The following is a 26010-nucleotide window of genomic DNA, read 5'->3' as shown; positions in this document are numbered from 1 at the left end:
GATCATGTCCAATCGAACTTATTACTCGACAATATTTTTCTCGGTTAGTGCTTTAGTATTGTCATTGTATAACTTCGTTCAAGACCCTCCACAAAGGCAAGAGCACGTCGAAACTGAGGCTGCTCAAAATAGTTCATTGCCAGACAATAACCGTGATAACTCATCCAAGGTTTTAGAGTTGAATGAGCATATTGCACGTCTGGAACAGCGTATTTTTGAATTAGAGCAGCAAGCATTAGAAAGTCCAGCTGTGAGTAGTGGCAATAACCCTGATCTTAGGCAGCTAGTACTCAACGTTATTGAGCAAAAAGAAGCGCAAGAACGTGAAAAAATGCGCAATCAAGATCCTGCTTACGCATTTTATGAGAGCTTACCGCAAGATTATGAAATCAAATTAAAAACAGACCCAGAGTATGCAGAGCAAGTGAACAAATCGTTGAGTGCAAAGGTGTTAAATAGTGGTTTGTCGGCGGTGGAGCGATTATCTGCAATGGGGCAGTTACAGATGAATATGTATGTGCTGAATAAAACGCAAATGAGCCATTACAACTACGATACGGTGGATGCCATATTAAAAATTGCACAGCACAGTACCGATGAAAAAGTGAAAGTGCAGGCGTTGGAAGTCATCACAAATACACCGCTGGCGGATGCCCGTATCGCAGATAGTTTCGTCTCTATCATGGAGAAGGAACAAAATGAATACGTGCGTAGCATGGCTGCAGATGGCCTCATGTTGCAGTATTATCAGTCAAAGTCTGCGAAATTAGACCTTCAACGACAGTTAGCACAACAAATTTTAGCGGTTTACAACAATGCGGACCAAAAGCTAAAAAATTTGTTGAAGAACAATACCTTTAATGACGATGTGTTGGCTGAACTGACGCAAAATGCAGGCAATTAATGGCTGGTGTTTTCGTCAGTTAATTCTTCGTTGACTGATTGCTGAGCAGCCATTTTTTCGCGTTCAGCTTTTGAGATATAGCGGGGCTTATTGCTCTTATGGAGTTTGGCGTTAGCGCGCTTGTCTTTTTTCTTTAAGGTTTCGTAAATTTTCTTTTTGCGGTTCATTTTCAAAGCTCATTATAAATGAGGCGCTAGTTTACCCTAGTACAAGTTAGAACAACACTGAAAAACGTTTTAGCACTGAACTAAGCATATGAGCAATACTACTTGGGGTTACAAGAGGTACGATGAGAACTGTGCTTGTAGTTGTTTTGTTGCCAGGGTGTGATGTTGGTGTTATGTTAGTTCCTGTTTTAGGTGGTAAGTGGATAGCCTTGAAGCAAGAAAAAGTATTTTAAAGCTTCTCATTGTGGGTATTTATAGACACGCTCAACATAACAGTTGGCTGAGCACTTATGCACTATAAAACGATTAATCTCAAATACCAGCGGTTGGTATATGGATGTGCGACCGCTCCATCTCTTTGTATTTTATAATATACTCATTTTTTTCAATCGTTAACTTATTACTCAACCCATATTTTTCAATTAAGTTCGGACTCATTATTATATGTTCAGTAGATGCCTTACCCTATGTCTTATCTTGTTTTTGACACTGCCATTAGCAAATGCCCATAGCTCAGAAGTGTCGATGCTTGAGGTGCTACAAAGCTTAACCGATGGCGTAGATGATGTTGATGGCCTAGATAACCCAAGAGCTATTGTGCTTTCTAAAAGTAGTGACAAGGCTTATGTACTCAGTGGTGATGATAATTCCCTCGCGGTTTTTAACGTGAATCAACAGGGTTATTTAACCCCTTGGCAGGTTATAAAAAGTAGCAAAGACAAAGGGTTATATCTTGAAGGCGCAGCCAGCCTCATTGAGTTAAGTCATTTACAGCGTTTGGCAATGGTGAGCTTTTATGACGGTGCGTTGAGTGTTTTTGCCAGTGATAAGGCTAAAAAGTGGCAGCAAGTCCAAGTGATAAGTAATTTCTTGCCCTTTGAACAAGTATTTAAATCAGATCATGACTTTAAACGTGCCGATACATACGGATTATTGGGAGCTTGGCAAATCGCAAAGTCATTGGACGAAAAAGATATTTTTGTCGCAAGTTATAAAAGTGACGCGGTTGCTAGGTTCAGGTTGCAAGACAATAAACTGGTGTTTGTGTCAAAGCTGCCAGTACACAAACAACCATTCGGTAATCCAGTTGGTGTAGTTATATCACCAGAAAACAACTACTTATTTGTGCTTGGATTTGAAGGTAATCGATTGACTATTTATCGCAGAGATACACAGGGGGAGTTCACTTTTTTACAGCAAATTGGCAATCGAGATACAGCACAGCCTCTATTCGCAAACCCACAAAAAATGATATTATCAGCCGATGCAAACACCCTATACGTGGCGAATTCCGCCAATGCATCAATCAGTGTATTTACCCTGCGAGCGGATCGTTATGAGCCTATTCAAACGGTGACTAGCGACGCATTAAAGGGCGCAAGTAGCTTGCTGTTATCTAGCGACAAAACGACATTGTTTGCCGCTGGAGAGCAAGGTGAGGGGATTGTTCAGTTTAATATTGCTAAGGATGGACAATTAAGCGTCAAGCAAACACTGAATACCATCGACAAGCAAATCAAAAATGTCAGCTCAGTTGCATTGGGTAAACGACCAGATACGCTTTTGATCACGCTTGCTAAATCAGACACCATTTTGTTAGTAAAAACGCCATAAACAGGCTTAAACCTTATAGGCGCGTTTATAGCTAAACCTTTTTTATTAATGCGCCAAATAATATGAGTTGTTAAGCGCATCCTACTGTATATTTTACGCAAAAAATGCTATTGCTTTGCTAAAAGCATCACAACCGCACAACACCTATCAAAATAAGACGGTTGACGTTCACGTTACTTATGGAGTCATATCATGAAAAATGCAGGTTTTCTTAAGCCTAGCCTAGCGAGTCTCGCTGTTATTGTTGCGTTAACAGGTTGCTCATCAGAGAGCACAACATCCGTTTCTAATTCTTCGGCCTCAAAAGCAATAACTGCAGATGCAAAATTGCAGTCGGTCGATACTGTGGTGGATAACTACACAAAAGCATTCATTGCTCACGAACCTGCGCTTGCAACTTCATTGAAGCTACCAGTTGAACAATACGGAGAGTACGCTGCCAAGTTACCTAACTACTCGTTAGCGGGTATGCAGGCCTTACAAATTGAAATGAGTAAAGCGGCGGAGCAGCTCAAGCAGTTACAACAATCACAATTAAGTGATGAGCAGCGACTGCATGTTGAAGTGAATGAAGTTTTAGCTCGTTACTATGCAGGTGACAGTCAGTTTTCTGCCGGTTACATCGATACGTGGGGTGGTCACCTACCTTATATCGTCAATCAATTATCAGGTCCGTTGGTAGATATTCCAAATGTATTGAAAGATCAGCATGGAGTAGAGTCGGAAAAGGATGCTGAAAATTATTTAAAACGCTTAGATGTATTTGCCACTATGGTTGAGCAAGTTCGTTCGAAAGTCGCAGCGGATGCGCAAAAAGGGGTGATCTTACCTAAGCCATTATTCGCTAATACATTGGGGTATTTGAATAACTTTACAGCGCCAAGTGCAAATGAGCACCCGTTGGTGAGTTCATTTGCTGAAAAACTAGCGTCGGTTGATGCCATGTCAGATGAGCAAAAAGCAACGATGGTGCGCGAAGCGGCGAGTTTAGTGGCTGATAAAATTTATCCGGCTTTTGCAAAAGTGACAGCAGATATGCAAGCGCTTGAAGAGAAAGCACCAACAGATGTAGGCGTTTGGGCACAACCCAATGGTGAAGCATTCTATCAACATTCAATCACCTACTTAGCTGACTCAGATATGAGCGCAGAGCAGATCCACAATATTGGCTTGCAAGAAGTTGAACGTATCACCAAACGTATGGACGAAATTCTAAAAGCGAATGGCTACAGCGAAGGTAGCGTTGGTGACAGAATGAAGCAGCTGAATGAAGAAGCGCGTTTTTTGTATGAAGACAGTGATGAAGGACGTGAAAAGTTATTGGCATTCTTACGCGGTGAAATTGAAACCATTAACAAGAAAGCGACTTCATTGTTTTCAACTTTGCCGCCTCAAAAAGTAGAAGTTAAACGTATCCCGAAAGCGGTTGAAGCAGGCGCGCCAGGTGGTTATTACAATGGTCCATCGCTAGATGGTAGCCGCCCGGGTATTTTTGCTATTAACCTTAAAGACATGAAGGCAGTACCGAGCTTTGGATTAAAAACACTGACTTATCATGAAGCTGTACCAGGGCACCACTTCCAAATTGCACTTAACCTATTGCAAACTGATATTGGACTCATGCGTCAAAACGCGTCTTTCAACGCGTATATTGAAGGGTGGGCGCTATACTCTGAGCTGGTTGCCTATGAAATGGGTATGTACGAAAACGACCCATTTGGTGATTTAGGACGTTTACAAGCGGAAGTGTATCGTGCTGCACGTTTAGTGGTAGATACAGGTCTACATCATAAAAAATGGACTCGTCAGCAAGCGATTGAGTATTTTGCGCAAGCGACGGGCACAGCAATGAGCGATGTAACTGCCGCGATTGACCGTTATATCGCATGGCCTGGACAAGCACTTGGGTACAAACTAGGCATGCTTAAGCTGGTTGAGTTGCGTACTATGGCGCAAAAAGCGCTTGGCGATAAGTTTGATATTAAGGCATTCCACGACCTCGTTTTACTTAAAGGTGCACGTCCGTTAGTGATTGTGGAGCAAGATGTGAAAAACTGGGTAAGTGAGCTGAAAAAAGCCTAGCCCCAAAGGTTTTTCGGTTTTTACATTGGGGTATTAGCCCCTTTGTTGTTTTATGACGATGAATTCGTCATTGGCTAGATGTTCAACATGACAGGAACAAATATGAAACAACTCTCTTTGCTTAGTGCACTTTTTATGGCGATGAGCAGCCATGCCAATCTTGATCAAACGAGCGTGAGTGTTGCTCAGTATGCGGTGGATAATTACCAACAAGCGCAAATTCATACCTTGGCAAACTTAGTGTCGTTTCCAACTGTGAATCAAGAAGGGCTAGATACACGAGAAAATCCGGCATTTATTGGTTTTAAGCACTTATTGCGTATCAAGGCGGCGCAACTTGGCTTAGATTATCAAGACAAGGGCCATACCGTGCTAATCGGTCTAGGTGAACAACGGGATAAAGTTACGGTAGTAACACATGGTGATGTTCAGCCTGCCGATGCCAGTAAATGGCAAAAAAGTCCGTTTATGTTAGACGCAAGCTCTGAGCCCGGTAAGCTGATCGCCCGTGGTACTGAAGATGATAAAGGCCCCATTGCCACCGCTCTCTATGCAATGAAAGCGATTAAAGATCAGGGCGTTGTATTGAACAACCGCATAGAGCTGATGATCTATTTAGCCGAAGAGTCGGACTGGGAGCCGCTCAAAGCGTTTATGAAAACTTATGAGCAGCCTAAGTATGCGATCACCATCGATGCAAGTTACCCCGTTGTGGTGGCAGAAAAAGGTTGGAGTTTAGTTGAGCCAACTTTTACTGGCGAGTCAGCGCATACCGGTGTGTATGTGAGCGACTTAAAAGGCGGCGCATTTAAAAGCCAAATACCTGAAGATGCCAGCGTTGTGCTGCACAATGCCTCGTCAACCTTACTGGCTCAAATCAAAGCAAGCGCACAACAGTTGAACCAAGTGAAGGTTGAATTTATGCCTAAACAAGGTGCAGTAGAAGTTAAAGTAAAAGGAGTGTCTGCTCACTCTTCCGAGCCAGAGTCAGGGGTGAACGCAATTGCTTATCTCGCTGAGTTGTTTAAGGGTGTGAAGCTTGAGAGCAATGCCGATGGACAAGCACTACAGTTTATAAACCAACTCATTGGCACAGGCCTCTATGGTGAGCAGTTTGGCGATATTGCGTATAGTCATGACTTTATGGGCCCTATGACTGTTGCACCTACGTTGCTCGCACGAGATAACGGTTCTATCACTTTATCGGTGAATTTACGCAGGCCAGTAGGGAAAGAGGCACAACTGCTAGAGTCGCAAATTGGTGAAGCAATTAAAACATGGCAAAGTGACAATCAATTCAACTTGGTAGGGGTTAAAGTGGATATTGGCGAGCCCATGCTATTAGATGGTGCACCACACGCGCAAAAACTCTTAGATATTTTTAAGCATTACACCCAAGATGAGAGCGCAGGGTTTGTTTCAATTGGCGGCGGCACCAATGCTAAACTGTTTGATAATGCAGTCAGTTTTGGCCCGTCGATGCCGGGCAAAAAGTATACGGGCCACTCGGAGCATGAGTTCATTACGCCTGAGCAACTTCAGCTCAACTTACACATGTATACGGCGATGATGATTGAGCTTGGTAACATGTAATTTGTACTTCATAGCCTCGCGTTCATGCGAGGCTTTCTTACTATTTGTTCTTTTCACTCTCTTTTTAACGTAAAACTTGTCTAAAGTTTGTGCTATGTCAACGTTGTGTGCGTTATGACTTGTGCAACTCTGCGCGCTTGTCTACCTAAAACGCAGATTCACTAACTGGTATTTAAATCGGAGAAACTTTATGTCTCAGCAGCACGGATTTTCCTTAGGTATTGAGCGTATATATGATGACTTTTTAATGCATATCAAGGCGTTTGGTAAGTTGACACATGAAGACTACCAAACCATGACGCCTATTATAGATGCCACTTTTGCGCACGTTAAACACCCGCGTATCAAAGTGTTGGCCGATGTGACTAAGCTAGACGGTTGGGAGCTTCAAGCTGCTTGGGATGACTTAAAGTTGGGCGTTAAATATGGCGCAAATTTTGAGCGTGTCGCAGTAGTTGGCTCAAAAGGCTGGCAAGAATTGTTGATGAAGGTGGCAGGATGGTTTATTGGGGCAGAAGTTGAGACTTTTACCGAAATCAACGAAGCAAAAACGTGGTTATTAGGGCGTCCAGCAAAAGACTAACGGGTATTGAACAACACCTCATATGTGCCTACCTAGCGGTGGGCATTTTTATGCCTTATTCACAAAATACGCATTTATCACGATGCCCAGCGACACAAAATATGACATATCGATGAAGTATCCAATTTGTAACGCCACGTAATTCGCAATCCTCCACTTTTCGACTACACCTAAAGGGCCTATGTAGCAAGACGCACTTTTATTAGAAGGGAACATGTCTAACGCAGGTAAAATAGAACAAAAAGTTTCAAAACGTGCTTTTGAGATTGCATCTACCACCGAGCCCGTATTGGGCCCCTTGGCACAGTTACCAGGAGTATGGGAAAACACCGGGCAGTTTAAAGGCCATGGCTGGAATATGATAGCTTTACCTTTTCCAACCGGCGCTCACGACTATCGCCTTTTAAACAACCAATACAATGAAGTGTTAACATTCCAATTGGTTGATAAGAATGTACCAAACCGAGGCCTCAACGGCGACCAAGAAGTATTTACGGTTGATTATGTACAAGCTATTGACCAAATTGCTGCTGCCGTTCACCAGAGTCAGGTTTAGCAGGTGGTGCGGGTTTAGCGATTCACCATGAGCCTGGTCTATGGCTTCATATGAAAGATCACATTACAGGGGACTTGGATATTGCCCGTTTATCGAGCATTCCACATGGTGACTCTGTGATGGCATTGGGCCACAGTGCTAAAAGTAAAACAGGGTTTGATATTCCAAATATCAGCGGTTTACCAATCGGTGTTAATCAGGATCTTGCTAATCCTTACTTACATCCATATTTACATTTTCATGAGCACCCATTTCAAAATGTGTTTGACCCGACCAAACCAAATGACCTTTTAAAGCAGGCGATCATGCCATTTTACCAACAAGGTAAAATCGCCAATGTCACCCAGCTTAAAGTAGATTCTGCGCTGGCAAGTGGTGGTGTAAACAACATTCCATTTGTAACCAGACAAGCAAATGCGACTGAAGTAAGCTCTATTTTCTGGATCTACGAGTTAAATGAAAAGCTACCCAATGGTGAGCCAAAGATGCTGCTGCAATACACGCAAACTGTAATGTTAGAGTTCTTTGACAGACCTGACGGCCAAGGTTTGATCAAATGGCCACACATCAGTATCAATACGCTTGAAAAGCAATCAAGCTAACGGATTAATAAACACAAAAAAGGCAGCGTTAAGCTGCCTTGCCTTATTTTAAATACTCATTTAAAGCCCGGCTTTATTTTTCGACTTGACCCATTGGTGAAAGGAAATTCCCTTCAGGATCAGTGGGCTGATCTAAGTTTCGGTATTTCTCAAGTGCTTGCTCGGATAATTGCAAACCGATGTCGTCATCATATGATTCACCGCTTGCCTGCATCGTTGACTTACCACTTTGACGGCTGATACTACAATAGCCTTTACGCTCAAAATGGGCATTACCAAAGTACCAAAAACTGCCAAATTTGGTGTTTTCTACCCACTCATGCCAATGACCAGCGCCCATTTCAGCGCGGTTATCCCTGACTTGAGTCACCATTTCCCACTCCATGCCATCATGGCCTCTTTCATTCCAAAAGTCGCCGTACATGAAGACTTGGTCGCCCTCTTTTTCTGCAACACCATTCCAATTTGGATAGGTATTTGATACCCAGCGATAGACTTCGTGGGTGCCATTCATGCCTACGTAGTAGAAGCATATGCCTTGAGTTGCCCATCGGGCATGATTAGACGCGCGATCATCATGAAAGGTGATCAGCCATTGGTTACCTTCTTGGGTTAAAGTCGGTTTGTATATTTGCGCTTGAACAGCCGATGCAGATAGTGCGCATGCCGCTAAGCAAAAAGTTAATACATGTTTCATAACGTTATTCTCCTTATACCTGTAAATAAACCTCCTTGATGGAGTCCTGTGTGCTTAAAGTTGCGCTTAAAAGCACAGGCTAAGTATGGTGAGAACGACCCAATTTGATGTATGAGGCTGCATGTACTTTTATCGGAAATATGTCGAAATGGGCAATAATCTTTACTCGATAACGAGCGTGCATGTGCGTTCGTGCAAAGCGGCAAAAGTTTAAAATTAGTTATTGGCGCCATAGCCTCTGTTATGCACGTGAAAAACCGCTTTCAGTTCGTTTTTTTACTAATACATCCCAAATAACCTTGTCTTTAGTTTTCTTATGAAGAACATCAGGAAAAGAAAGCTCACTCCCAACCTTATGAAACCCATACACATTAGTATTAAAGCTATATGATTTTTTAAACTTTGAGTCGACTATGCAAAAAATTTGAGTTATTCCTCTTTTTTCTAGTTCCTTAAACACCAAATCGATAAGCGTTATTGCTTCAGTCGTTTCTTGATAAAGAAAATTGTTAATTTCACAAACTTCAGCAGATATTGGAATAATTGATTCGTTGCCTTTATCTATAGGTATAGCATGAGGTCCTTTGTATGTTACACGACAAAATACATTCTTATCCGGTAAACAAAACCAATCTGAGTTTTTGTCAAACTGCTTATCAAACTCATCACACCAGCCAATATACCGCCTATTAAAATAAGTACTTGTGTAAAGTTCTCTTAATCTTTGTATCTCTGCAGTGTTCTTTATCAAACAAATATCCATGTATAATTACTCCGTAAAAAGGGTCTAACTATTCAAGAAGGGTTGCTGTTTACTGCATCCCACTCAGTTGATTTTTATAGCTATTATCTCCTCTATTCGTCTAGTCCCATATTAATCACTACCAGCCCAATTTTGGGGTGAATCGTAATAGAACCGAGCATTGAGGTAGATTCTTTCTTTAAAGTCCCGCTTATAGGATACAGATAACCGTTAGGAAGAATATATGTACCCCAAAACTTTCCTTTTGGTCAAATGAAACCATCAATGAAGAGCATCATGGTAGGTCGTGATAAGCGAAGCGCCATCCGAAAGTGATGAGTCATATCGTGAAAAATCAACACGTAAAGTAAGGCGGCCTAAAAAACCTGATGGTTGGATATGTGGCAGAAGCGGGTTTTCAATGCGTGCGCCTGACACACTGTAGGATGGCGCCTTCGGCTTAACCAACCTACATTTTGAAGTTGGTCGGCATAAGGCGCGCTGCGCTGTTTTTTAATGCTTACTTTGTTTGAATTTTATTCATTTTATGAAAAGCGTCATTTTTCTTAAGATGGGTTTTCAACAAGTCAAAGGAGAGAAAAATGAACATAAAACTAAAGAAAAAAGCAGTCAAAGCGCTAAGCAATAAAGCAAATCTACCTGTAGTTCAAACACCTCAAGTCGGAGGTGGATACACAGCGCCATGGATGTGTCAGTACAGCTATCCTGTTTGTTATACCGAGCAGGTTTGTCCGTAAAATAAATCGAGGAAGTAAGCCCCAAGGGTTTACTTCCCATGTAACTTTTAATAACTCAATTTTGAATAGACCAAACGACCCAAAACAACTTCAAGTGCTCGTGTAAATGCTGTTTGCATAATGTAGGGCGTGATAAGCGAAGCGTCATCCGACAAGACGCAACCCGACTTACCTCGTTTACGACCCTGCTAGGCTCACTTTACTCGAACTACGGGTGTGCTGCGGCCCCACCAAATTCATTTGCTAAATAGTTAATAATTTCCACAGGTTCAGTGATCGTCTTATTATTTTCGAGTATAAGTACAGGAAGCCATTGGTTATCTTCACCCAATATATCCACTACTTCTTTTCTTGGTTTTGGAAACTCTACACGGCGAACTTCCACCATATCCTCCCAGTGCGTGTTTACTGACAATGCACCTTCAATAAGTGCACAGTGTGAACAGATCCACATTTTTCCGGGACCATCTTCAAATGGCATTTTTAAAACAAATAATTTAGGTTTCACCAATTACTACTCCATGTTGATATGCACAAATTTTCTGAAAGCTTAACGCAGACCGCTGAGCGCAAAGCATTGTACCGTAAACGCTTAACCTGAATAAAACTGAAATCGCCAAGCGTTTTGAATCCGTCTAGAACGCCTTGTTAGCTATTTTTTTCCAACGCTTTTCGGAGTTTAGCTATCGTATTCTGACTGTAGACTTTAATGTCATTGCGCTCTAACAATGCAGTAGCTACTCCTGAGCCATCGATTTTAACCCCGTTGAATGTGCCATTGTAAATTTTTGAACTACCGCAGGAAGGACTGCCCTCTGCGAGTACTGCGTACTTTATTTGCTGTTTTTTGCATAGTTCCAAAGCTCTCTCTGCACCATTTACAAATTGTTTAGTAACATCAACGCCATCATTTGTGACAATATTTGCCAAACCATCTAGTACATCAACACCGTTCCCTCTGATGATTTCAGCAGGTGCCCTTGGAATAGGCAGACCTGCTGACACCTCGGGGCAAAAGATCACGAGTTCTGTATTTGACTTAAGCCAAAGCAACTCAGACTCTGGCATTGATAAACAACTCGCATTGTATCTAACGTTGTTTCCAACCAAACACGAACTGACGAGAACTTTTACCACCGAAACTCCTTTATATACCAGAAATAGCTAACAGATAATTAGACTCCCTCCTTCCTGCTACGCTTATTAGAGCTAGCTTTTATGATTGGAGCCATACAATGATGAACAATACTACAGTGACCGATGTTGATTTGGCAAAAGATGTTTTGCAGGTTTACGTGCACGCAAACAATCAGGTGCGTTCAAGAAAACAACGGGTGTCAGGTTTTGCATTTCGTACATTGATATAAATTTTATCAAAGCCCAATCCTCACTCATACCTGCCTATCATCTTGAGCAATACAACTCATCAACACGATAAAAGCAGATATGAGCGACGACATTAAAAACTATCTTCTATTTTCAGTCACTTAACAATTTTTTGGTGAGCTGTTTGTTTTGGCTAAGTATTTCATTTAAAAACATCGATGAATTTACTTTGGCGAGCTTCACGGCTGTTTTGGATGCGTCTAATGCCTGCTGGTGTTGTTTGTTTAGGGTGTATGCGGTTGCTAAGCTGTCCCATAGAATTTCAGATTTATTAAACACTTGTACACCTTTTTCTAAAATTTCGACACCCCATTGTGTTTTTCCTTCGTACGCGGCTTTTAGTCCGTATACGTTGTATTGGTGTACACCTAGGGGCATGTTGTAGCCATATTGTTGGCTTTTTTGCTGATAAAACGTGTGTATCTGGCTGAGTGACATCACGTCTATTTCAGGTACTGCATTCCAATCACTAAAGAGGGTTTTTAGTGCGCTCATATTGGCGGGTAATGGCGTACTATCGTGCGTGTCATGAACAAAGCGTTCAGTGTGCCAAGTCAGATTGGCAAGTGATTTAGCATTTAACGCGTCAAGCATTTTAGTGTAGTTATCAATCATCTCTCCTGGCTCGCTTGCCATGCTAAAAAACCATGAGCGAGCAGTATTAAAATGTTTATTGGGCAGCGTTTTATAGTCTTTAATCAGACTGCCATCACCCCACCAAAAGCTCGGACTGGTTGATATATAGTTATGAAAAATGGCATCTTTTTGAAGTGCCAGATAGCTGGTAAACAGCCCGCCTAGCGAGTGGCCAGAAATGCTGTAATAGGGCGCTATGCGATATTTTTCTTTGAGTTTGGGGATCAGTTCTTGCTGCAAAAATGCTTTGAATAAATGCGCTTGGCCGGATCGGCCAATAAACTGTTCATGCTCTGTCGGCGTGAAATATTGCATGCGCTTCAGTACGCTGACCCCAACCGTGATCATCTCAGGCGTGATGGCGTAACTGCTTAAGAACTGATTGCTTGCGGTAATATGGTTAAATTGCATTGACCCATCGAGGGTTAACAGCAAAGGGTATTTAAAAGAATCTGAATGGTGGTAGGTGTCAGGTAAGGATATTTGTACGGTAACGGTTTCGTCGATAAACTTTGAGGAAAAAGACAATCTCTCGGTATCTGCGTAAGAAAAATGTGCAAAAACTAAAAACATTAAAGAGGCTATTCTCATGACAATCCTGTTTTAACTGCGTTGAGTGTTGAAAATAATAATGGGTTGTTACATCTAATTTCTTAAAATTTAAATTCTTCTACCGGCACTAAACGCGCTTCACTCACTTCTATTTTTCCCCAAACTTGGTTGGTGACATAAGGATCGCTGTCAAGCCATGCGTTCAGTACAGCCCTATTTTCAAATTCGACATGAACGGAAGAACCAATCATCTTGCCGTTGCTATCAAGCATGGCGCCACCGCTTAAAAATGAGCCGTTTTTGACCATCCTCTTAATGCCAGCCATGTGTTCTTCTCTGCACGCTAAGCGTCTGTTTATCGCATCTTCGTCCGTGTAGTCATAAGCGGTGATGATAAATTGCATATTACATCCTTTATTTTGTTTGAAACATAGAAGTTAGCTCTTTGATATTACAAATAATTTATATCACACAATGGCATTGAGATATAGCAAGAGCAGTGGTTTATAGACTGGTTTGACGGAAGATGATTTGAGTATTGGTGTGTTACTTTAAAGCACACTGGTGTGACGGTGTATAAAAGCCCTGCGTGGTGAGCAGGGCTATGAAAGCTTAAAATAAATGTGGCTAAAATTTTCCCGCTGGTGGCCAGTTTGGATTGTCAATTTCATCCTCGCCCACGGCGGTGCCGGCTTCTTGCGCGATAGATGAAGGAACATTCTCCTTCGGAATACAGACTTCAACCAAATAGTTTGTATCTGGATTACAGCGAATTTCTTCCATCACCGCAAGTAGTTCACTCATATGTTGAACCTTGCGCCCAACACCACCAAAGGCGTCGGTTAGCTTGGAAATGTTCCAGCTCGGTAACTCGTTGTAAGCATAAACGCTGTCGAGAAGTGGATCTTGATAGTCAACGGGTGGTGTTCTGAATGGATTTGGATTAACCAGATATTGCTCGATACCGTAAATGCCGTTGGCAATTACAAATACCACCGTATTTTGCCCATAAGCATGTTGATCGGCGACCGCTTGGCAGGTTTCGTGGAATGCACCATCACCCACAACGACGATTGAACGTTTGTCTGGGTAAGCACATTTTACCCCTGTGCCAGCAGCGACAGAGTATCCGATTGAAAGCCATGCAGCTTGTGCCACAAAGCCATTGCGGCTTGGGATCTTAACACCTTGTGCTCCAATCAGTGGAAAACCAGCATCAACAACCATCACATCATCTTCGGTTAGCCATTGGCTCATTGTATGGAAGAAGTTGTCATACCCTAAAGTGCTATCAGAATTAGGTACTGTACAGGCTCTTAATTGGAGTTGTTTGGTTAAACGCAGCCCCTGCATTTGAGCAGGGTTGGTTTTTGCTAGTTCGGCAAACTGTGCGATAAGTTGATCCAAGTAATCTTTTAGATGCACCGATGGGTAAAAGTTAGCGCCAACAAACACGCCATCATGAGCGGCTAGCACGGTTTTATCACTGCGGATGTCTTCGTTCCCGGTATCCTTGCCTGTTGTCCACGCACCAATACCAATAAGTGCGCCATCATCACCCACCAATGCATCAATCTCTTCGTTTTTGAGTGTTACACAACCTTCGAACCAAGGGTGTGTTTCTTCAATAACCGACTTGCTCAATGCTGAAGTAACAAAGTGAATATGTTGGTTTGGTAGTGTGTGTGAATGATTAAGTAAAGCGAGTAGTTCTAAGAATTTATCTTGTAAGCCAAATCGCTGTAATTCAATACCAGCCCAAAATATACTGTTCGGTTTGCTTAGCATAAGGTCGATAGTCGCCTTAGCCGCATTTTTTGCTTCACTGACCGTGATTGTAGCGTCGATACCTGACTTGAGTTTGCCATGAGGCTTTTCACACGGTGTACGCCATACATCCTCTGCCACTTCAAAATAAATGGGGCGCTTTTGAGTCAGCATCGCCGTGATGGCTGAATCAATTTGAAAAGGGGCTTGCTGCGCATTGGTGATACGCTCTGCTGCAACCGTGATTGGTTTAAACATGTGAATATCAACAAAATCATAACCTGTTGTATGTGAGTAAAGCAGGCCAGCTTGCTTTGAGATCTGATCTTCTTTATTCGTTGGCGCGCCGTTTATTAAAATCACAGGTACTTGCTCAACAAACGAACCTGCAATGGTATTGAGTAAGCTAAATGCGCCCACACTGTAGGTTACGTAAAGTGCGCTTACGCCTTTTAAGCGAGCATACGCGTCTGCTGCAAACCCTGCGCAAATCTCATTAGCATTACCTGAAATTTTGATGGGTGAATTGTCGTCAGACAAGATCACGTCAAGTAATGCAGCGGTATAATTGCCCGCAACGCCAAACAGTTGTTCTACGCCAATTTCTTCTAGTCGTGCTTTCAAATAGTCAGCAACGCAATATTCATTTATGACACTGTTCATAATTTTTCTCGGAATGTTGAAACTGAGAAGGAGGTGCAATGCACCTCCATGAGGGAGAAGTTAAGCTTTATCGAAGTACGTTAAGTTAACACCCAGCACGCTGGTTAGATCGCGTGTTTTGTCGATTGGCGCGTCACTTAGGCTTAACTGTGGATCAATATATTCATTGATAAGCTTGGTGGCGTTTTCTTCGTAAACGGCTTTAATGGCAATTGAAGGCGCTACACCGGTTTGTTGTTGGTAAACTTCGTTCATAGGTTCTAAACCAAAGCCTTGTTTTAATACAAGGTCTGTAGAGCGTAATGCACCTTCAACCCAGCCTTGGTAATCAGAGAATGCTTCACCACAAGTGAACAGGTTAGGGAGTGGCTCTGTCAACTCTGCCATGACTTCTCTATCGTCAGCACCCACCGCCCACTGGTGTACGCCATAACCAAACTGCTGGCTCGCAGGCAGACTAAAGTCAACGCTGCCTTCCCAAATACGTGCGCTGGTAAGCACGGGTTGCGGTACATAATGCGTGTCAAAGATATTTTTGAAAAAAGCAGTTGCTTGTTCAACCACCGCTTCTGATGCTGGGTAAATATCAGAAGGCACACTTTCAACATATTTATCTTGATGCGGGTTGTGATATAGCTCTCCCTTGTTCTGCAAAGCACTCCAGAAATTAATATTGAGATAGTCACAGTAAATTGTGAGCGCGGCAGGGCGATCATATTTTTGCGCATCAATTATATCGAGCTTTGCTTGTGTTTCTTTGCTTGGTTGTGTTTTGCGCTCTTCATACATAAGCGCCGCAACCAGTGGTTCGTTTACCGCATAGAATGGATAAACTGAACCGGTTGGTAAATCCGCAAAGTTAGGGCCAAACTCGACAGAAGGACGGCCTGTAATACCCGTTGCCCACCAAGCTGAATCATAATACAAATTGATTTTTAGAAGTGGCTGGTTGGTCGCAGTTTGTAATGTGTTCCAAATTTTTTCAGACTCTGGTTTCGGCAAGCGCTGGAAAGCATTCGAGCCAATGAACAAGCGCTCAAGTGCGATTCTTGGTAAGCCTAAGATCACTTTATCAGCATGCACGTGGCCGCGATGTTCTTTGTTATTTTCGTCAATGTGAGTGTAGCGAAGAATGTATTTTTTGTGCTCTTCGTCGTAGTCGATTGCTTCAATTTCCGTTTGTAAGTGGATTTTGTCAGTACCAATTTGTTCTACTAATGCATTAGGCAAGGTACTGAAACCATCTTTGAAAGTACGGAAGTTTGCGTCTGCAGGGAAGTCTTCTAGTAGTTGATATGCGACCCCAGCATTCATTTTTGATAAGAACGTACCATTGAAGCCCAGTGCGCGATACAGCATGGAAATACATTCTTGCGAGTAGCCCATATCTGAGTAGAGATCCCACAATGTCCATTCGTTTAGCGCTTTGCCTTTCCATTGGCAATCTAAGCGGAATGCCTGCCAAAACTCAGGACCTTTCACTTCTGGGCGGCTATTAAATTGTGGGTTGGCTTGTAAAATACGGTTGAATACCACATTCACAATTTCAGTTGGGTTCATACCTTGCTCTGATTGATCAAGGTTATATAGCTGTGACCAAATAGCAAAGTTGTCTTGTGATGCTTGGCTTACCGAGAAGCTTTCACCACGGAAGAATAATCGGTTGTTACCGCCTCTGTTCATTGGAAAAGGCACGATTTGATCTTGAAGATCAAGCTTTAAGAACAGTGCCATTAAGTCATCCATACCATCAAATAAGAAACGCATACCACCTTGTTCTTCTTTTACTGTGATGGTTTGTGGTTGCTCTGGTCCCGACTTTTGGTTTTTAAAATTAATTAGATCTGAATCCAAGCGACCGCCAGTGCGGTTAGCACGCTCGAAAATGGCGAAATTTTGAGTACAGGTTTCATTTTGTAAGCGCCAAGCACTGTAAAGACCTGACATGCCAGCACCAACAATCGCAACTTCAACATGGTGTGGGAGGGATTTACTCTTAATCTCATTGCCAAACTTATAATGGGTCATGATAATTCCTTGATCTAGTTGCCGCTTCATACAAGAAGGAAAGTAAACTCACTTGAAGTTGCCACGAGTGCCTTCCTTGCTTGCGATGCGAATAAAAGTTTTTTGCTTGTTTACGTACTTTGGTTAGCGACAGTTGTTAGTGTCGTCGAACTTGAGTGACGCTCAACATAGTCTGCAAAGCACATTCAATTAAATGTAGCAGATGTGTAAATTAATGTGTGTTACAACGCATTACAGATTGGAGTTTGGCCGCAGAAGAAAGTTTAGCGTATGAAATAAAAGACTTTTTATTTCGATATTTTTTGAAAATGGTAATTACAAGCATGAAATAAAAAAGCCCTCCAAACAGGAAGGCTTCGTGATGTAAACAATACTATTTAGTGCTTATTTTATGATTAACTCATCTTCTAATGCATAGATGGTATCTGGGTTAGTCAACGTAAGCACTTTTACTGCCAGTGTTTTACCAGCCGCATTTGAGCATTCGATGATTTGATAAAGCACAGGTTGTCCCGCTTGAGAGTTGTCAACGGTAGTGTCAGTCATGAATACATCAGAATGGAAAGGACCTTTTCTACCTTCACCGTGGAATAATCCAAGCTCAACGCCACGATTTGATAAAGTAACACAGCGACCGCTATTACTTTGATTATTAACTCTTAAATGACTCGTAACTTGATATGCACTGTGATAACCGTAAGTATTTGGGCGGTGTACAAATTCACCACGCGGTTCAGCCGTTAACTCCCATTCAACGATAGGTGCACCAGGTATATTAACTAATACGTCGTAGTCTTCACCTTCAACCGTCGTACACGATACTTTTAAACGTTTATTTGTGGTGAGGTACTGCTCAGGGATCTCAGCATCAGCCTGCTGAATGAAAACTTGAGCGGGTACTTCTGATATATAAGCATGTGCTATCTGTTCACCTGTTTCATGGCTGTACACGTTACCATAACTACATGAGTCACCTTTAGCGCGTGGGTGTAGGTAAACGTTAAGATGATGTGCAAACTCGCTGGTGATAATAGAGGTTGCGATTGGACCTTGACTATACTCCGTAACACGCTCAAAACCATCAGTATCAAATGCTTGGTTAGGTAATGCCATGCTGTTGGTAGAAGCGAGTACTGTTACTAAAGATAAAGCCATATTGAACTTTTTCATTACAAATTGTCCTTTTGTTTTCATTTAAAGTTGACTAGTAAATGCGGAAATGGGCCCTTCCTTGCTAGCGAGTTGACAATATCTATCAATGACAGCGTTGTTAAAGTCATTTTTGTGAATTTTGATGATTTAAATCAATAAATTGTTTTAAACTAGATTTTGTGAATTTTTACGATCTAATAATATGAATTATAAGCTAGTAAAGTTTGATTAAGATCAATATTGTTTATTTCAAATAGCTGTTAATCATTGTTAAATTGTCTAAAATATAAAGTTCACCAAAATATTATGGCTTCACTTACAAAGTTAATGTTTCAATGATGTTTGTTGCATTTGAAAAATATTCAAGTTATTAATAATTATAAAAATAAGTTGCTTATCGATGCTTTGTGTTGATTTGTGTGAATAAGGCACAAAGCGTGTTTGTAGGAAAAGCCTGAAATCAGCGTGGGAATACCAATTAGCTATTTGTTTTATAAATGGTTAAATTATCAATTCACATTAAAACTCAGGAGCTTCAATGAAATTACCCATTTATCAAATCGACGCATTTGCCAGTGCGACTTTTCAAGGTAACCCTGCAGCCGTTGTACCTTTGCCCTATTGGTTAGACGACGCGCTACTACAAAAAATTGCTCAAGAGAATAATTTGTCGGAAACGGCGTTTTTTGTAAAAGGCACAGATGGGTATGAGCTTCGTTGGTTTACACCGATGGATGAGGTGGACTTATGTGGACATGCAACTTTGGCAACCGCCCATGTGCTGTACAAACATCTGGGTTATGCGCAACCCAATGTGCAGTTCCAAACTAGAAGTGGCGCTTTAATCGTCACGCAACAAGATGATGTGTTTGTTATGGACTTTCCTGCATCAGTACTAGAGGAGATCCCAGCGCCATTGGCTTTGTTGGGTGGATTGAAGGATATGGAGCCGCAACTGGTGTTAGCTGCTTTTGATTATGTTGCTGTGTTGGAAAATGAAGCGCAAGTTCGTGCGTTGCAACCTGACTTTTCAGCTTGGCGTAAGCTAGATAAAAGAGGGGTGGTGGTCACCGCCAAAGGAGAGCATACGGATTTTGTTAGCCGCTGTTTCTTTCCTAAATTGAGTGTGGATGAGGATCCAGTCACTGGATCTGCGCATTGTGAACTCGCCCCTTATTGGGCGAAGCGGCTTAACAAAAGTAGCTTGGTCGCGCAGCAGTTGTCTACACGCAGTGGTACAGTTTTGTGCGACGTACATGAGCATCGTGTGCTGTTGAAAGGCGCTGCGGCAGATTATATGAAGGGAGAAATTACGGTCAGTGAATGACAAGTCATGCACTTGTCTGTGGCTTATTGTGTATAAGTTAGCTGCTTTTAAGCTATCGAAAATCACCTTGTGGCTATATCTATGTCAGGGTGAGAGCATACTTCGTTAACAACCATTAACCGAAGATAAGCTCTGCCCTAAATTCATCGTCAAAACTAGCCCGAACGCATTTACCACGTATCGAATCTTTACGGCCTGTGTGCTGTTTTACCAGATTGCGAACAACCCGTCTGAATAGCGCCATATTTTCCGCAGAAATCGGCTCACTTATCTGACAGGCATCTTCTTTAAACACCACGTCCAACACCCAGTGCTGTTGGTTCTCGATGTGCCAATGATGGTGGATGGCTTTTTGCAACATCTGCGCATCTGGCTCGACAGAAGTAACATAAAAGTGCGTATCTATTTTTGTTGTTGAGCCGGACTTGTTGTGTCTTTCAACCGCAACCAGTGAAGTGAGTCCAGGCCATTTTGCTTTTATCTCTTCAGGCAGTTTATCTGCTTTCAGTGCATAAGTGATGCGCGTTTCCTGACGCCCATGACCACTGCTGACTTGTACATCTTCAGGTAAATTCTCCTCTTGGGCAAAGGCAGTTTCAAAACACGAAGTGACTGCTTTATAGAGTGTTTTCTGGTTTGCTTTAACCTGAACCAGATAATCAGCCCCTCGTGAGGTAAGTTTTGATAGCATCGCTTTTTGACAATGCAACGCATCCAATGTGACGATTGAATCTGAAATATCTAGTACATCCAATAGTACTCTGACTGCGGGAATTTCATTGGATTTATTCTCAACCGTGCGCTGGTATAAGGTTAGGCCGGACTCACAATCAAAGGCGGACACCAAGTGTAAGTTATCCTCACGTTTTTTACTGGCACCGCGCAAGGTTTTACCATCAAACGCAATGATTGGCTTATCAGATTGAGACCGTTGCTCGTTGACCCAACTGAACAAGGCCAAAACCAATGAATCAGTCTCCACTGTTTTAAGAATTCGTGCAATGCTATGTCGCGTTGGAATACCGTGTTTAAAGGCTCTGAACTGTCTGAGCCAAGGGAGTTTACTGTGCCCGAACACTTCAATATCTTTCCAGCCCTCACAACCGGATAAAACCGCCGAGATGATAAGAAACAAAACATCAGTAAGATCATGATGTTGATTGATAGAAGAACGCTTATCTTCAACAAGTTCAAGGTGGCTAAATAACGACATAATTAACAAGTAGATAGTGACAATGTGGGCGTTATTAGATCAGAAAAGAGGCGGGTGTTAAAGCCTTTTTACAAAGTGCGATCCCGCCGTGATATCTATGTGAAGAGATAACATAAGAGGTGGTTTAAATTTCTAGCTCAAATATGCTTATTTAGTTTGCAATGTCTGAATTCAGATAATAAATAAAGTGGATTCTAAATGCGGATACCTGCTTATTGCTGCGCACAGATATCCACTTTTACTGGCTCAAAAAATACTTTTTGAGTGGGGGCTTAAATTAGTAGCCTGTTTCGTAATCCATTGTTGCAGAGACGTGCTCTATCGAGCCGTCTTTGTAATGGATGTAAGCTTCGCCACGATCCACACTGTAAGCGCGAACAGTCACATTACATGAAGTGCCAGAAGTACAACCATCAATCCAGCGGATTGAGTTATAAGGCTTTGAAATGTTCTTGATCGTGTAGCTACCTGTTGTTGAGTTGCTAAAGCTAAAATCAAACGCACTACAGTTTGACGTGCCATTGCCCCATGTTTGCCCACCTCTTTTAGCTGAAATATGACAAACCATATCCGCAGCCATTGCAGGAGTAGCGATTACAGCACCTAAGGCAAGTGATACAGGAAGGGCGAGTTTTTTTATTAGTTTCATAATACATTCCTTTTTTAGTTCCTAATAATTTTTTATTTTTATTACAGCAACATGGTAATGAGTAATTACCTTGCCAAAAAGAGGCTACCATTATAATTTAAAATTGTAAAATATTATTTTTTCTAGAGTGTGTGTGCTTTTGGGTGTGCGGTGATAAGTATATTTTTCAATATGTTGTAAAATTTAAAGGGGTATTTTAAGACTTGATTATTCGATTAATTGCCATAATAAAAGAAGTTTTGGTCGCTTAAATTGAGCATTAAATTAAGGACTAAAGTAGTTAGAATATTCAATAATATCTAGTCGATTCTTAATATGGACGTTATGGTGCACAGGCTTTACTATCCTGGGTGTTTCCCAAAGTGCGATCCCGCCGTGAGTGGGCTGGAGTATTCAGGTAATTATAGATTTAGGTTTATTAAAATCGGATATATCAATGTAATTTTGTATCAACGAGTCGTTAAAAGTTATTTACTTTAACTAGGCTGAACTGTCAAAGCGTCATATATTAATAGAATAACCGCCAGGAATACTGGCGGTTATTTTTAAAAGCAGTTTACTTAGTTGCTTTGTACTTTAAGGTTACATTTGCATAGGGCAAAATGCCACGAACGCCAAAGTGCCAAGTACCTGCCTGAGGATTGTCTAGAGAACATTGCTCTTCACTACCCCAAAGGTATGGACGGCAGTCATATTTAAAGAAGCTTGTCTTTTTATCATGACGTACATAAAGGTCAGCTTCACCTTCACCGCTGATGCTTACTTCAAGCTTGTTATAGCCTTCTGGTAAGTCGATTGAAAAACGTTGCCACCAAAACCAACCAGATAGACCAGTGAACTCGCCTTCTATCACTTCTTCCTTTGCTTTGGTTTTTAGCTCAATGACGATTGGATCGTGATCTGAAGCACGGTAGGCGTTATCAGCATATAGGCTGGCTAGGTGCTTGTCAGACTTGTATTCAATGTTGTAATCAAGTGCAACTGGCTCATCAGCATTGATGTGCCAATCGGCGATATCAACCACTTTTTCCATCATAGACTCACTGGCAAACGCGTGGTCAAGGCTACCAATGCGGCCTTGGTAAACGTATGAGTAGTCAGTGGTCGTTTGATGAAGTTGCTTCTTGATATCTTGATAACCTTGTTCAACATAGGTTCTGATAGGGTCTTCTTGACCGTATGCATTCATGTCGCCAAGTATAATTGTGTCAGGATCTTGTTGGCCTGTTGGTGATGTTGCGATCCAGCTAGATAGCGCTTTAACCGCATTTACACGGGTTAAGTTCCAACAACCTTGACCATCTTTTTGGTCCTGATCTAAACCTTCAGCCTTGGTACAGCTACCTTTTGAACGAAGGTGTGCAACGACGAGATTGAATGTTTCATCACTTTGTAAATCAGTAAACGTTTGCATGACTGGCGGGCGGTTACCGTAATCAAATGGTACCGTTTCAGTGAATGCGGCCGTACCGACTTCTTTTACTTTGTTGCTACGATAGATGATAGCCGACATGATGGCATCACCACCTACTTTGTCAGTACCTAGGTTCACGTATGCATAAGTGTTATTAGCATCTTGTGCATTCAATGCTGCTGTTAAATCAGCCAGCGCACTAAGCTCACTAAAGCCATCGTTTTCCATCTCCAAAATACCGAACAGGTCGGCATCTAGCTTAAGCATGGCTGCAACTGTTTTTGCTTTTTGACGTTCAAATTCTGCTTGTGTATCCGCACCTCGAGGTGTTGGGTAGCCCGCACCTTGGCCATCACCGTTAAAGTAATTTAAAACGTTGAAGCTAGCGATACGTAAATCACCACGGGTTGTCACCTCTGGTGCGTCAGTACGAACGTTTGTCGCGATAAAGTTAGGTTGAGTCGTTGGGTGAATGCGGAACTGGCTATAACCGTAGCCTAATACACCTTGTACACCTGTGACCGTATCACCTAAACGTAATGTGTTGTAAGCATCAAGTTCAGGGCTTGGGTATGGGATCACGTCAGGGTTTTGCGCAGAAGAACCATCATCCAGTAAAATTTCTTTTTGCTTGTTTTGTGCTTCTACTGCGTTCGCAGCTTCACCAGGCAGTGCAACTTGAGTAGATTGATATAGGCGCTCAGTACCTAGGCGTAACTCGCCATAGCGTGTAAGGCCATAGGTATCGTTAACTACGAGGCTATTGCTGACTTCTACAAGCATACCTTCAACTGATTCAAGGCCCGCTTCTACTGGCAGAGTAATTGTTGTGGCAGGAACAGACGCTGATGTACCACACACTTTAACCGCACTGACGGAAGTTAGCTGTGTTTGACCGTATTTTTCTTCTACTTTACCTGCAACTTTAACGATATCACCGTTGTTAACTTGGGTGTTTTTGAAGTATACAAAAATACCTTCCGAAGTCATTGGATCGTTATCTTGATCCGTTAACTCTTCTTGCAAGAAGAAGCCTTTTAATTGGTCATCGCCTTGCAATGAAGAAGTGACGACACCCTGGATCTCAGCCACTTGACCTGCCAGCGGGCTCGCATCGCCAGCACCTTGTACTTGGCTGATCAATACGTTGTTGGCATCACATACTAAATCTTCTGGCTCTGGCGGTAACTCGTCTGAGTGTTTGCCAATGTTTGAAAAATCATCTTTGGCATTTGCAAGCCATTGTGTGGAAGGTAAAAATTCATCGCTCGCGTTTGCATCACCGACCATAAACTGAGGTTTACGAACTAAGCTTTTGTCTTTAGTATCGGTTTCATCGTCAGCCCAGCTAGTACCAGGATCTACACCGATTTGGCCTAAGCTATCAATGATAGTGTCAGCTTTGAGTAGTGCAATCGCGTCGTCGCCATTAAACCAACTGCCGCTTGATAAAAGCTGTGCTTTTGCTGTCAGCTCTTCGCTTGCGCTTGAGTGTGCAATAACGAAAGTTGATTTTGGCTCTAAACTGCCTTCAAGCGTAATTGTACGACCGGCCTCTGTGTTACCGTTAAAGTAAAAAGTCACTGCATAGTCAGACAAGTTAACTGCTTGTTCGCCAGTATTGTAAAGTTCTACAGCTTTGTTATAGCTGCTGCCTTCTACATACTCAGAAATGATTAGCTCTGCATGAGCTGGTATGCAAGCCGCTGAGATCAGGGTTGCAAGAATTGTTTTTTTTAACATTTTATTATAGTTCCCGTGTTTAGCACTAATCTAACTCTTTGGCTAGATTTGGATATTCTACCCTAAAAAAATTACATTTGTGTTTAAAAAATTTCAACAACGGTAGGTATTCGATGAATGAATGTAAATATGAAGGTTTCTTATTTGGGAATACAATTAATTAGAGTTTTTAAGTAAATTATGATTTGTGTAACTTATTTGCAAATTGTTTAACATTTATTCGGTGCTGCAACCAATAAAAAAGGCGGGGTATGCTGCCCGCCTAGCGTTATTAATTAAAAGTTCGCGTGGAAGGAAATAGATGCCGTATCACCGTGGTCATCGTCTTGGTAACTTGCTCGATAATAGTATTTATCAGACAGGAAAAACTTGGCTTCTAGCTCTATGTCTGAATCATTTGAGCCAACACCAAATGCCCAATTTTCATTGACATAGTAGCTTACCTTAGCGCGAGTGAACGAGCCTCGGTCATGTGCGAAGTCATCGTGGCTTATGTCAAGTGCAAGGTACTGACCTCCCTCAAGCTTTCTGAAGTATCGACCTGAAATTGACCAGTCATCGGGGTTATCTTGGAGGCTGACAGATACACCTAAATAATCAGATTCATTTATTTGGTGATTATAAGATGCACCAACTACTACGTCATCGGAGCGATTATCGTGACGAAAACTGGTTACCGAGACTTTTAAGCTGTCATTGTATAAGTAACCGAAGCCAATACTGTGATTGTCTTCGTGGCTTAGGTCACTGACACTGGCATTAACAAACCAGTTGTTTAAAAATGCCTCACCTGACACGCTAAAAGCATTGTTGTGATCAGAGTCGTGATAACCGACTGATATTTTTGAGTCTGTATCTAAGTAGCCGTAGTCGTCCCACACACCTGTACTTTGTTGTGGTGCAAAGTAGTAGGTGCTCGATAGGTCCATTGTGTTATAGCTTTTGTTGCCATAAGGATGGTAGTCAAGCTCTTGGTGCATATAACGTGCGGCATTAAACCATTGTTTATCAGCCGAATCATTTGCAAATGAAGTTAAGGGAAGCATGAATGCTAAACACGGAATCAAATAACGCATATTGAGTGTTCCTTACACAGTTAGTCTAGGGGGGCGGTCCCGCCAGTCCTAGGTTGTCATTTGCGCACAAGGTACTGTTTATAAAATATTTCTGCAATACAGAAAG

General features: G+C 42.0%; 24 protein-coding genes. 10 read left to right on the top strand and 14 right to left on the bottom strand.

Annotated elements, in window-relative coordinates; genetic code table 11:
• Positions 1 to 4: 4 nt before the first annotated feature.
• Positions 5 to 904: a hypothetical protein gene (locus tag AC5FX4_RS21750; RefSeq protein WP_493608510.1), complete on the top strand. Its 900-nt coding sequence runs from the start codon at positions 5 to 7 to the stop codon at positions 902 to 904.
• Here AC5FX4_RS21750 and AC5FX4_RS21745 read toward each other — a convergent pair.
• On the bottom strand, positions 901 to 1071 hold the full coding sequence (locus AC5FX4_RS21745) for a DUF2986 domain-containing protein (protein ID WP_493608509.1): 171 nt from the start codon (positions 1069 to 1071) through the stop codon (positions 901 to 903). The two genes, AC5FX4_RS21750 and AC5FX4_RS21745, sit on opposite strands and share 4 nt — an antisense overlap.
• 483 nt (positions 1072 to 1554) lie before the next feature.
• Here AC5FX4_RS21745 and AC5FX4_RS21740 point away from each other — a divergent pair, with 483 nt between their 5' ends.
• The 6 genes from AC5FX4_RS21740 (at position 1555) to AC5FX4_RS21715 (ending at position 8101) form a co-directional block, all read left to right on the top strand.
• Positions 1555 to 2685, top strand: coding sequence for a lactonase family protein (locus AC5FX4_RS21740; RefSeq protein WP_493608508.1), 1131 nt, complete (start codon positions 1555 to 1557; stop codon positions 2683 to 2685).
• A 192-nt stretch (positions 2686 to 2877) separates the two neighbouring features.
• Positions 2878 to 4767, top strand: a complete 1890-nt coding sequence (locus AC5FX4_RS21735) for a DUF885 domain-containing protein (RefSeq protein WP_493608507.1) — start codon at positions 2878 to 2880, stop codon at positions 4765 to 4767.
• A gap of 102 nt (positions 4768 to 4869) precedes the next feature.
• On the top strand, positions 4870 to 6360 hold the full coding sequence (locus tag AC5FX4_RS21730; RefSeq protein ID WP_493608506.1) for a dipeptidase: 1491 nt from the start codon (positions 4870 to 4872) through the stop codon (positions 6358 to 6360).
• A gap of 190 nt (positions 6361 to 6550) precedes the next feature.
• The gene (locus AC5FX4_RS21725; RefSeq protein WP_493608505.1) at positions 6551 to 6943 is read left to right on the top strand and encodes a SpoIIAA family protein; all 393 of its coding nucleotides are present in this window, start codon (positions 6551 to 6553) and stop codon (positions 6941 to 6943) included.
• A 214-nt stretch (positions 6944 to 7157) separates the two neighbouring features.
• Positions 7158 to 7499 carry a hypothetical protein gene (locus AC5FX4_RS21720; protein ID WP_493608504.1) on the top strand — a complete coding sequence of 114 codons (342 nt, stop codon included), beginning with the start codon at positions 7158 to 7160 and terminating at the stop codon, positions 7497 to 7499.
• A 50-nt stretch (positions 7500 to 7549) separates the two neighbouring features.
• A complete protein-coding gene (locus AC5FX4_RS21715; RefSeq protein ID WP_493608503.1) occupies positions 7550 to 8101 on the top strand; it encodes a heme-binding protein in 552 nt (183 codons plus the stop codon).
• 73 nt (positions 8102 to 8174) lie between these two features.
• Here the strand turns inward: AC5FX4_RS21715 and AC5FX4_RS21710 are convergent, their stop codons facing one another.
• Both AC5FX4_RS21710 and AC5FX4_RS21705 read right to left on the bottom strand, forming a co-directional pair.
• Positions 8175 to 8798, bottom strand: a complete 624-nt coding sequence (locus AC5FX4_RS21710; RefSeq protein WP_493608502.1) for a hypothetical protein — start codon at positions 8796 to 8798, stop codon at positions 8175 to 8177.
• A gap of 241 nt (positions 8799 to 9039) precedes the next feature.
• Positions 9040 to 9561 (bottom strand): hypothetical protein, encoded by a 522-nt coding sequence (locus AC5FX4_RS21705; protein WP_493608501.1) that lies wholly within the window; start codon positions 9559 to 9561, stop codon positions 9040 to 9042.
• Positions 9562 to 10142: 581 nt separating this feature from the next.
• Here AC5FX4_RS21705 and AC5FX4_RS21700 point away from each other — a divergent pair.
• Positions 10143 to 10298 (top strand): hypothetical protein, encoded by a 156-nt coding sequence (locus AC5FX4_RS21700; protein WP_493608500.1) that lies wholly within the window; start codon positions 10143 to 10145, stop codon positions 10296 to 10298.
• Between the two features lie 208 nt (positions 10299 to 10506).
• Here the strand turns inward: AC5FX4_RS21700 and AC5FX4_RS21695 are convergent, their stop codons facing one another.
• Positions 10507 to 10806, bottom strand: coding sequence for a DUF3088 family protein (locus AC5FX4_RS21695; RefSeq protein WP_493608499.1), 300 nt, complete (start codon positions 10804 to 10806; stop codon positions 10507 to 10509).
• A 140-nt stretch (positions 10807 to 10946) separates the two neighbouring features.
• Positions 10947 to 11435, bottom strand: coding sequence for a 2-thiouracil desulfurase family protein (locus AC5FX4_RS21690; RefSeq protein WP_493608498.1), 489 nt, complete (start codon positions 11433 to 11435; stop codon positions 10947 to 10949).
• Between the two features lie 98 nt (positions 11436 to 11533).
• Between AC5FX4_RS21690 and AC5FX4_RS21685 the strand changes: the two genes are divergently transcribed.
• A complete protein-coding gene (locus tag AC5FX4_RS21685) occupies positions 11534 to 11665 on the top strand; it encodes a hypothetical protein (protein ID WP_493608497.1) in 132 nt (43 codons plus the stop codon).
• A gap of 112 nt (positions 11666 to 11777) precedes the next feature.
• Here AC5FX4_RS21685 and AC5FX4_RS21680 read toward each other — a convergent pair whose 3' ends face one another.
• The 5 genes from AC5FX4_RS21680 to AC5FX4_RS21660 form a co-directional block, all read right to left on the bottom strand.
• On the bottom strand, positions 11778 to 12893 hold the full coding sequence (locus AC5FX4_RS21680) for an alpha/beta hydrolase (protein ID WP_493608496.1): 1116 nt from the start codon (positions 12891 to 12893) through the stop codon (positions 11778 to 11780).
• A gap of 80 nt (positions 12894 to 12973) precedes the next feature.
• Positions 12974 to 13276, bottom strand: coding sequence for a YciI family protein (locus AC5FX4_RS21675; RefSeq protein WP_493608495.1), 303 nt, complete (start codon positions 13274 to 13276; stop codon positions 12974 to 12976).
• Positions 13277 to 13499: 223 nt separating this feature from the next.
• Positions 13500 to 15302, bottom strand: a complete 1803-nt coding sequence (locus AC5FX4_RS21670) for an alpha-keto acid decarboxylase family protein (RefSeq protein ID WP_493608494.1) — start codon at positions 15300 to 15302, stop codon at positions 13500 to 13502.
• A gap of 60 nt (positions 15303 to 15362) precedes the next feature.
• Complete coding sequence (locus AC5FX4_RS21665) at positions 15363 to 17330, bottom strand: FAD-dependent L-amino acid oxidase (RefSeq protein WP_493608493.1); 1968 nt, start codon at positions 17328 to 17330, stop codon at positions 15363 to 15365.
• A gap of 384 nt (positions 17331 to 17714) precedes the next feature.
• Positions 17715 to 18500 carry a hypothetical protein gene (locus AC5FX4_RS21660; protein WP_493608492.1) on the bottom strand — a complete coding sequence of 262 codons (786 nt, stop codon included), beginning with the start codon at positions 18498 to 18500 and terminating at the stop codon, positions 17715 to 17717.
• A gap of 520 nt (positions 18501 to 19020) precedes the next feature.
• On the opposite strand from AC5FX4_RS21660, the gene AC5FX4_RS21655 reads away from it, so the two are divergent.
• On the top strand, positions 19021 to 19809 hold the full coding sequence (locus AC5FX4_RS21655; protein WP_493608491.1) for a PhzF family phenazine biosynthesis protein: 789 nt from the start codon (positions 19021 to 19023) through the stop codon (positions 19807 to 19809).
• Between the two features lie 115 nt (positions 19810 to 19924).
• Here the strand turns inward: AC5FX4_RS21655 and AC5FX4_RS21650 are convergent, their stop codons facing one another.
• The 4 genes from AC5FX4_RS21650 to AC5FX4_RS21635 all read right to left on the bottom strand — a co-directional run bounded on the left by AC5FX4_RS21650 (position 19925) and on the right by AC5FX4_RS21635 (position 25904).
• Positions 19925 to 21022: an ISAs1 family transposase gene (locus AC5FX4_RS21650; protein ID WP_493608490.1), complete on the bottom strand. Its 1098-nt coding sequence runs from the start codon at positions 21020 to 21022 to the stop codon at positions 19925 to 19927.
• Positions 21023 to 21299: 277 nt separating this feature from the next.
• The gene (locus AC5FX4_RS21645) at positions 21300 to 21671 is read right to left on the bottom strand and encodes a hypothetical protein (RefSeq protein ID WP_493608489.1); all 372 of its coding nucleotides are present in this window, start codon (positions 21669 to 21671) and stop codon (positions 21300 to 21302) included.
• 556 nt (positions 21672 to 22227) lie between these two features.
• A complete protein-coding gene (locus AC5FX4_RS21640; RefSeq protein ID WP_493608488.1) occupies positions 22228 to 24828 on the bottom strand; it encodes an ExeM/NucH family extracellular endonuclease in 2601 nt (866 codons plus the stop codon).
• Positions 24829 to 25103: 275 nt separating this feature from the next.
• Positions 25104 to 25904 carry a putative porin gene (locus AC5FX4_RS21635; RefSeq protein ID WP_493608487.1) on the bottom strand — a complete coding sequence of 267 codons (801 nt, stop codon included), beginning with the start codon at positions 25902 to 25904 and terminating at the stop codon, positions 25104 to 25106.
• Between the last annotated feature and the right edge of the window lie 106 nt (positions 25905 to 26010).

This window comes from Pseudoalteromonas sp. ATL1, assembly GCF_058933015.1.
Note: the sequence above shows the minus strand (reverse complement) of the source record. Positions and strands in the feature narration are given on the sequence as shown.

Coding starts and splice junctions, on each gene's coding strand:
- AC5FX4_RS21750 (WP_493608510.1), top strand. CDS start 5: ATGTCCAATCGAACTTATTACTCGACAATATTTTTCTCGGTTAGTGCT.
- AC5FX4_RS21745 (WP_493608509.1), bottom strand. CDS start 1,071: ATGAACCGCAAAAAGAAAATTTACGAAACCTTAAAGAAAAAAGACAAG.
- AC5FX4_RS21735 (WP_493608507.1), top strand. CDS start 2,878: ATGAAAAATGCAGGTTTTCTTAAGCCTAGCCTAGCGAGTCTCGCTGTT.
- AC5FX4_RS21730 (WP_493608506.1), top strand. CDS start 4,870: ATGAAACAACTCTCTTTGCTTAGTGCACTTTTTATGGCGATGAGCAGC.
- AC5FX4_RS21725 (WP_493608505.1), top strand. CDS start 6,551: ATGTCTCAGCAGCACGGATTTTCCTTAGGTATTGAGCGTATATATGAT.
- AC5FX4_RS21720 (WP_493608504.1), top strand. CDS start 7,158: ATGTCTAACGCAGGTAAAATAGAACAAAAAGTTTCAAAACGTGCTTTT.
- AC5FX4_RS21715 (WP_493608503.1), top strand. CDS start 7,550: ATGAAAGATCACATTACAGGGGACTTGGATATTGCCCGTTTATCGAGC.
- AC5FX4_RS21710 (WP_493608502.1), bottom strand. CDS start 8,798: ATGAAACATGTATTAACTTTTTGCTTAGCGGCATGCGCACTATCTGCA.
- AC5FX4_RS21705 (WP_493608501.1), bottom strand. CDS start 9,561: ATGGATATTTGTTTGATAAAGAACACTGCAGAGATACAAAGATTAAGA.
- AC5FX4_RS21700 (WP_493608500.1), top strand. CDS start 10,143: ATGAACATAAAACTAAAGAAAAAAGCAGTCAAAGCGCTAAGCAATAAA.
- AC5FX4_RS21685 (WP_493608497.1), top strand. CDS start 11,534: ATGATGAACAATACTACAGTGACCGATGTTGATTTGGCAAAAGATGTT.
- AC5FX4_RS21680 (WP_493608496.1), bottom strand. CDS start 12,893: ATGTTTTTAGTTTTTGCACATTTTTCTTACGCAGATACCGAGAGATTG.
- AC5FX4_RS21675 (WP_493608495.1), bottom strand. CDS start 13,276: ATGCAATTTATCATCACCGCTTATGACTACACGGACGAAGATGCGATA.
- AC5FX4_RS21670 (WP_493608494.1), bottom strand. CDS start 15,302: ATGAACAGTGTCATAAATGAATATTGCGTTGCTGACTATTTGAAAGCA.
- AC5FX4_RS21665 (WP_493608493.1), bottom strand. CDS start 17,330: ATGACCCATTATAAGTTTGGCAATGAGATTAAGAGTAAATCCCTCCCA.
- AC5FX4_RS21660 (WP_493608492.1), bottom strand. CDS start 18,500: ATGAAAAAGTTCAATATGGCTTTATCTTTAGTAACAGTACTCGCTTCT.
- AC5FX4_RS21655 (WP_493608491.1), top strand. CDS start 19,021: ATGAAATTACCCATTTATCAAATCGACGCATTTGCCAGTGCGACTTTT.
- AC5FX4_RS21650 (WP_493608490.1), bottom strand. CDS start 21,022: ATGTCGTTATTTAGCCACCTTGAACTTGTTGAAGATAAGCGTTCTTCT.
- AC5FX4_RS21645 (WP_493608489.1), bottom strand. CDS start 21,671: ATGAAACTAATAAAAAAACTCGCCCTTCCTGTATCACTTGCCTTAGGT.
- AC5FX4_RS21640 (WP_493608488.1), bottom strand. CDS start 24,828: ATGTTAAAAAAAACAATTCTTGCAACCCTGATCTCAGCGGCTTGCATA.
- AC5FX4_RS21635 (WP_493608487.1), bottom strand. CDS start 25,904: ATGCGTTATTTGATTCCGTGTTTAGCATTCATGCTTCCCTTAACTTCA.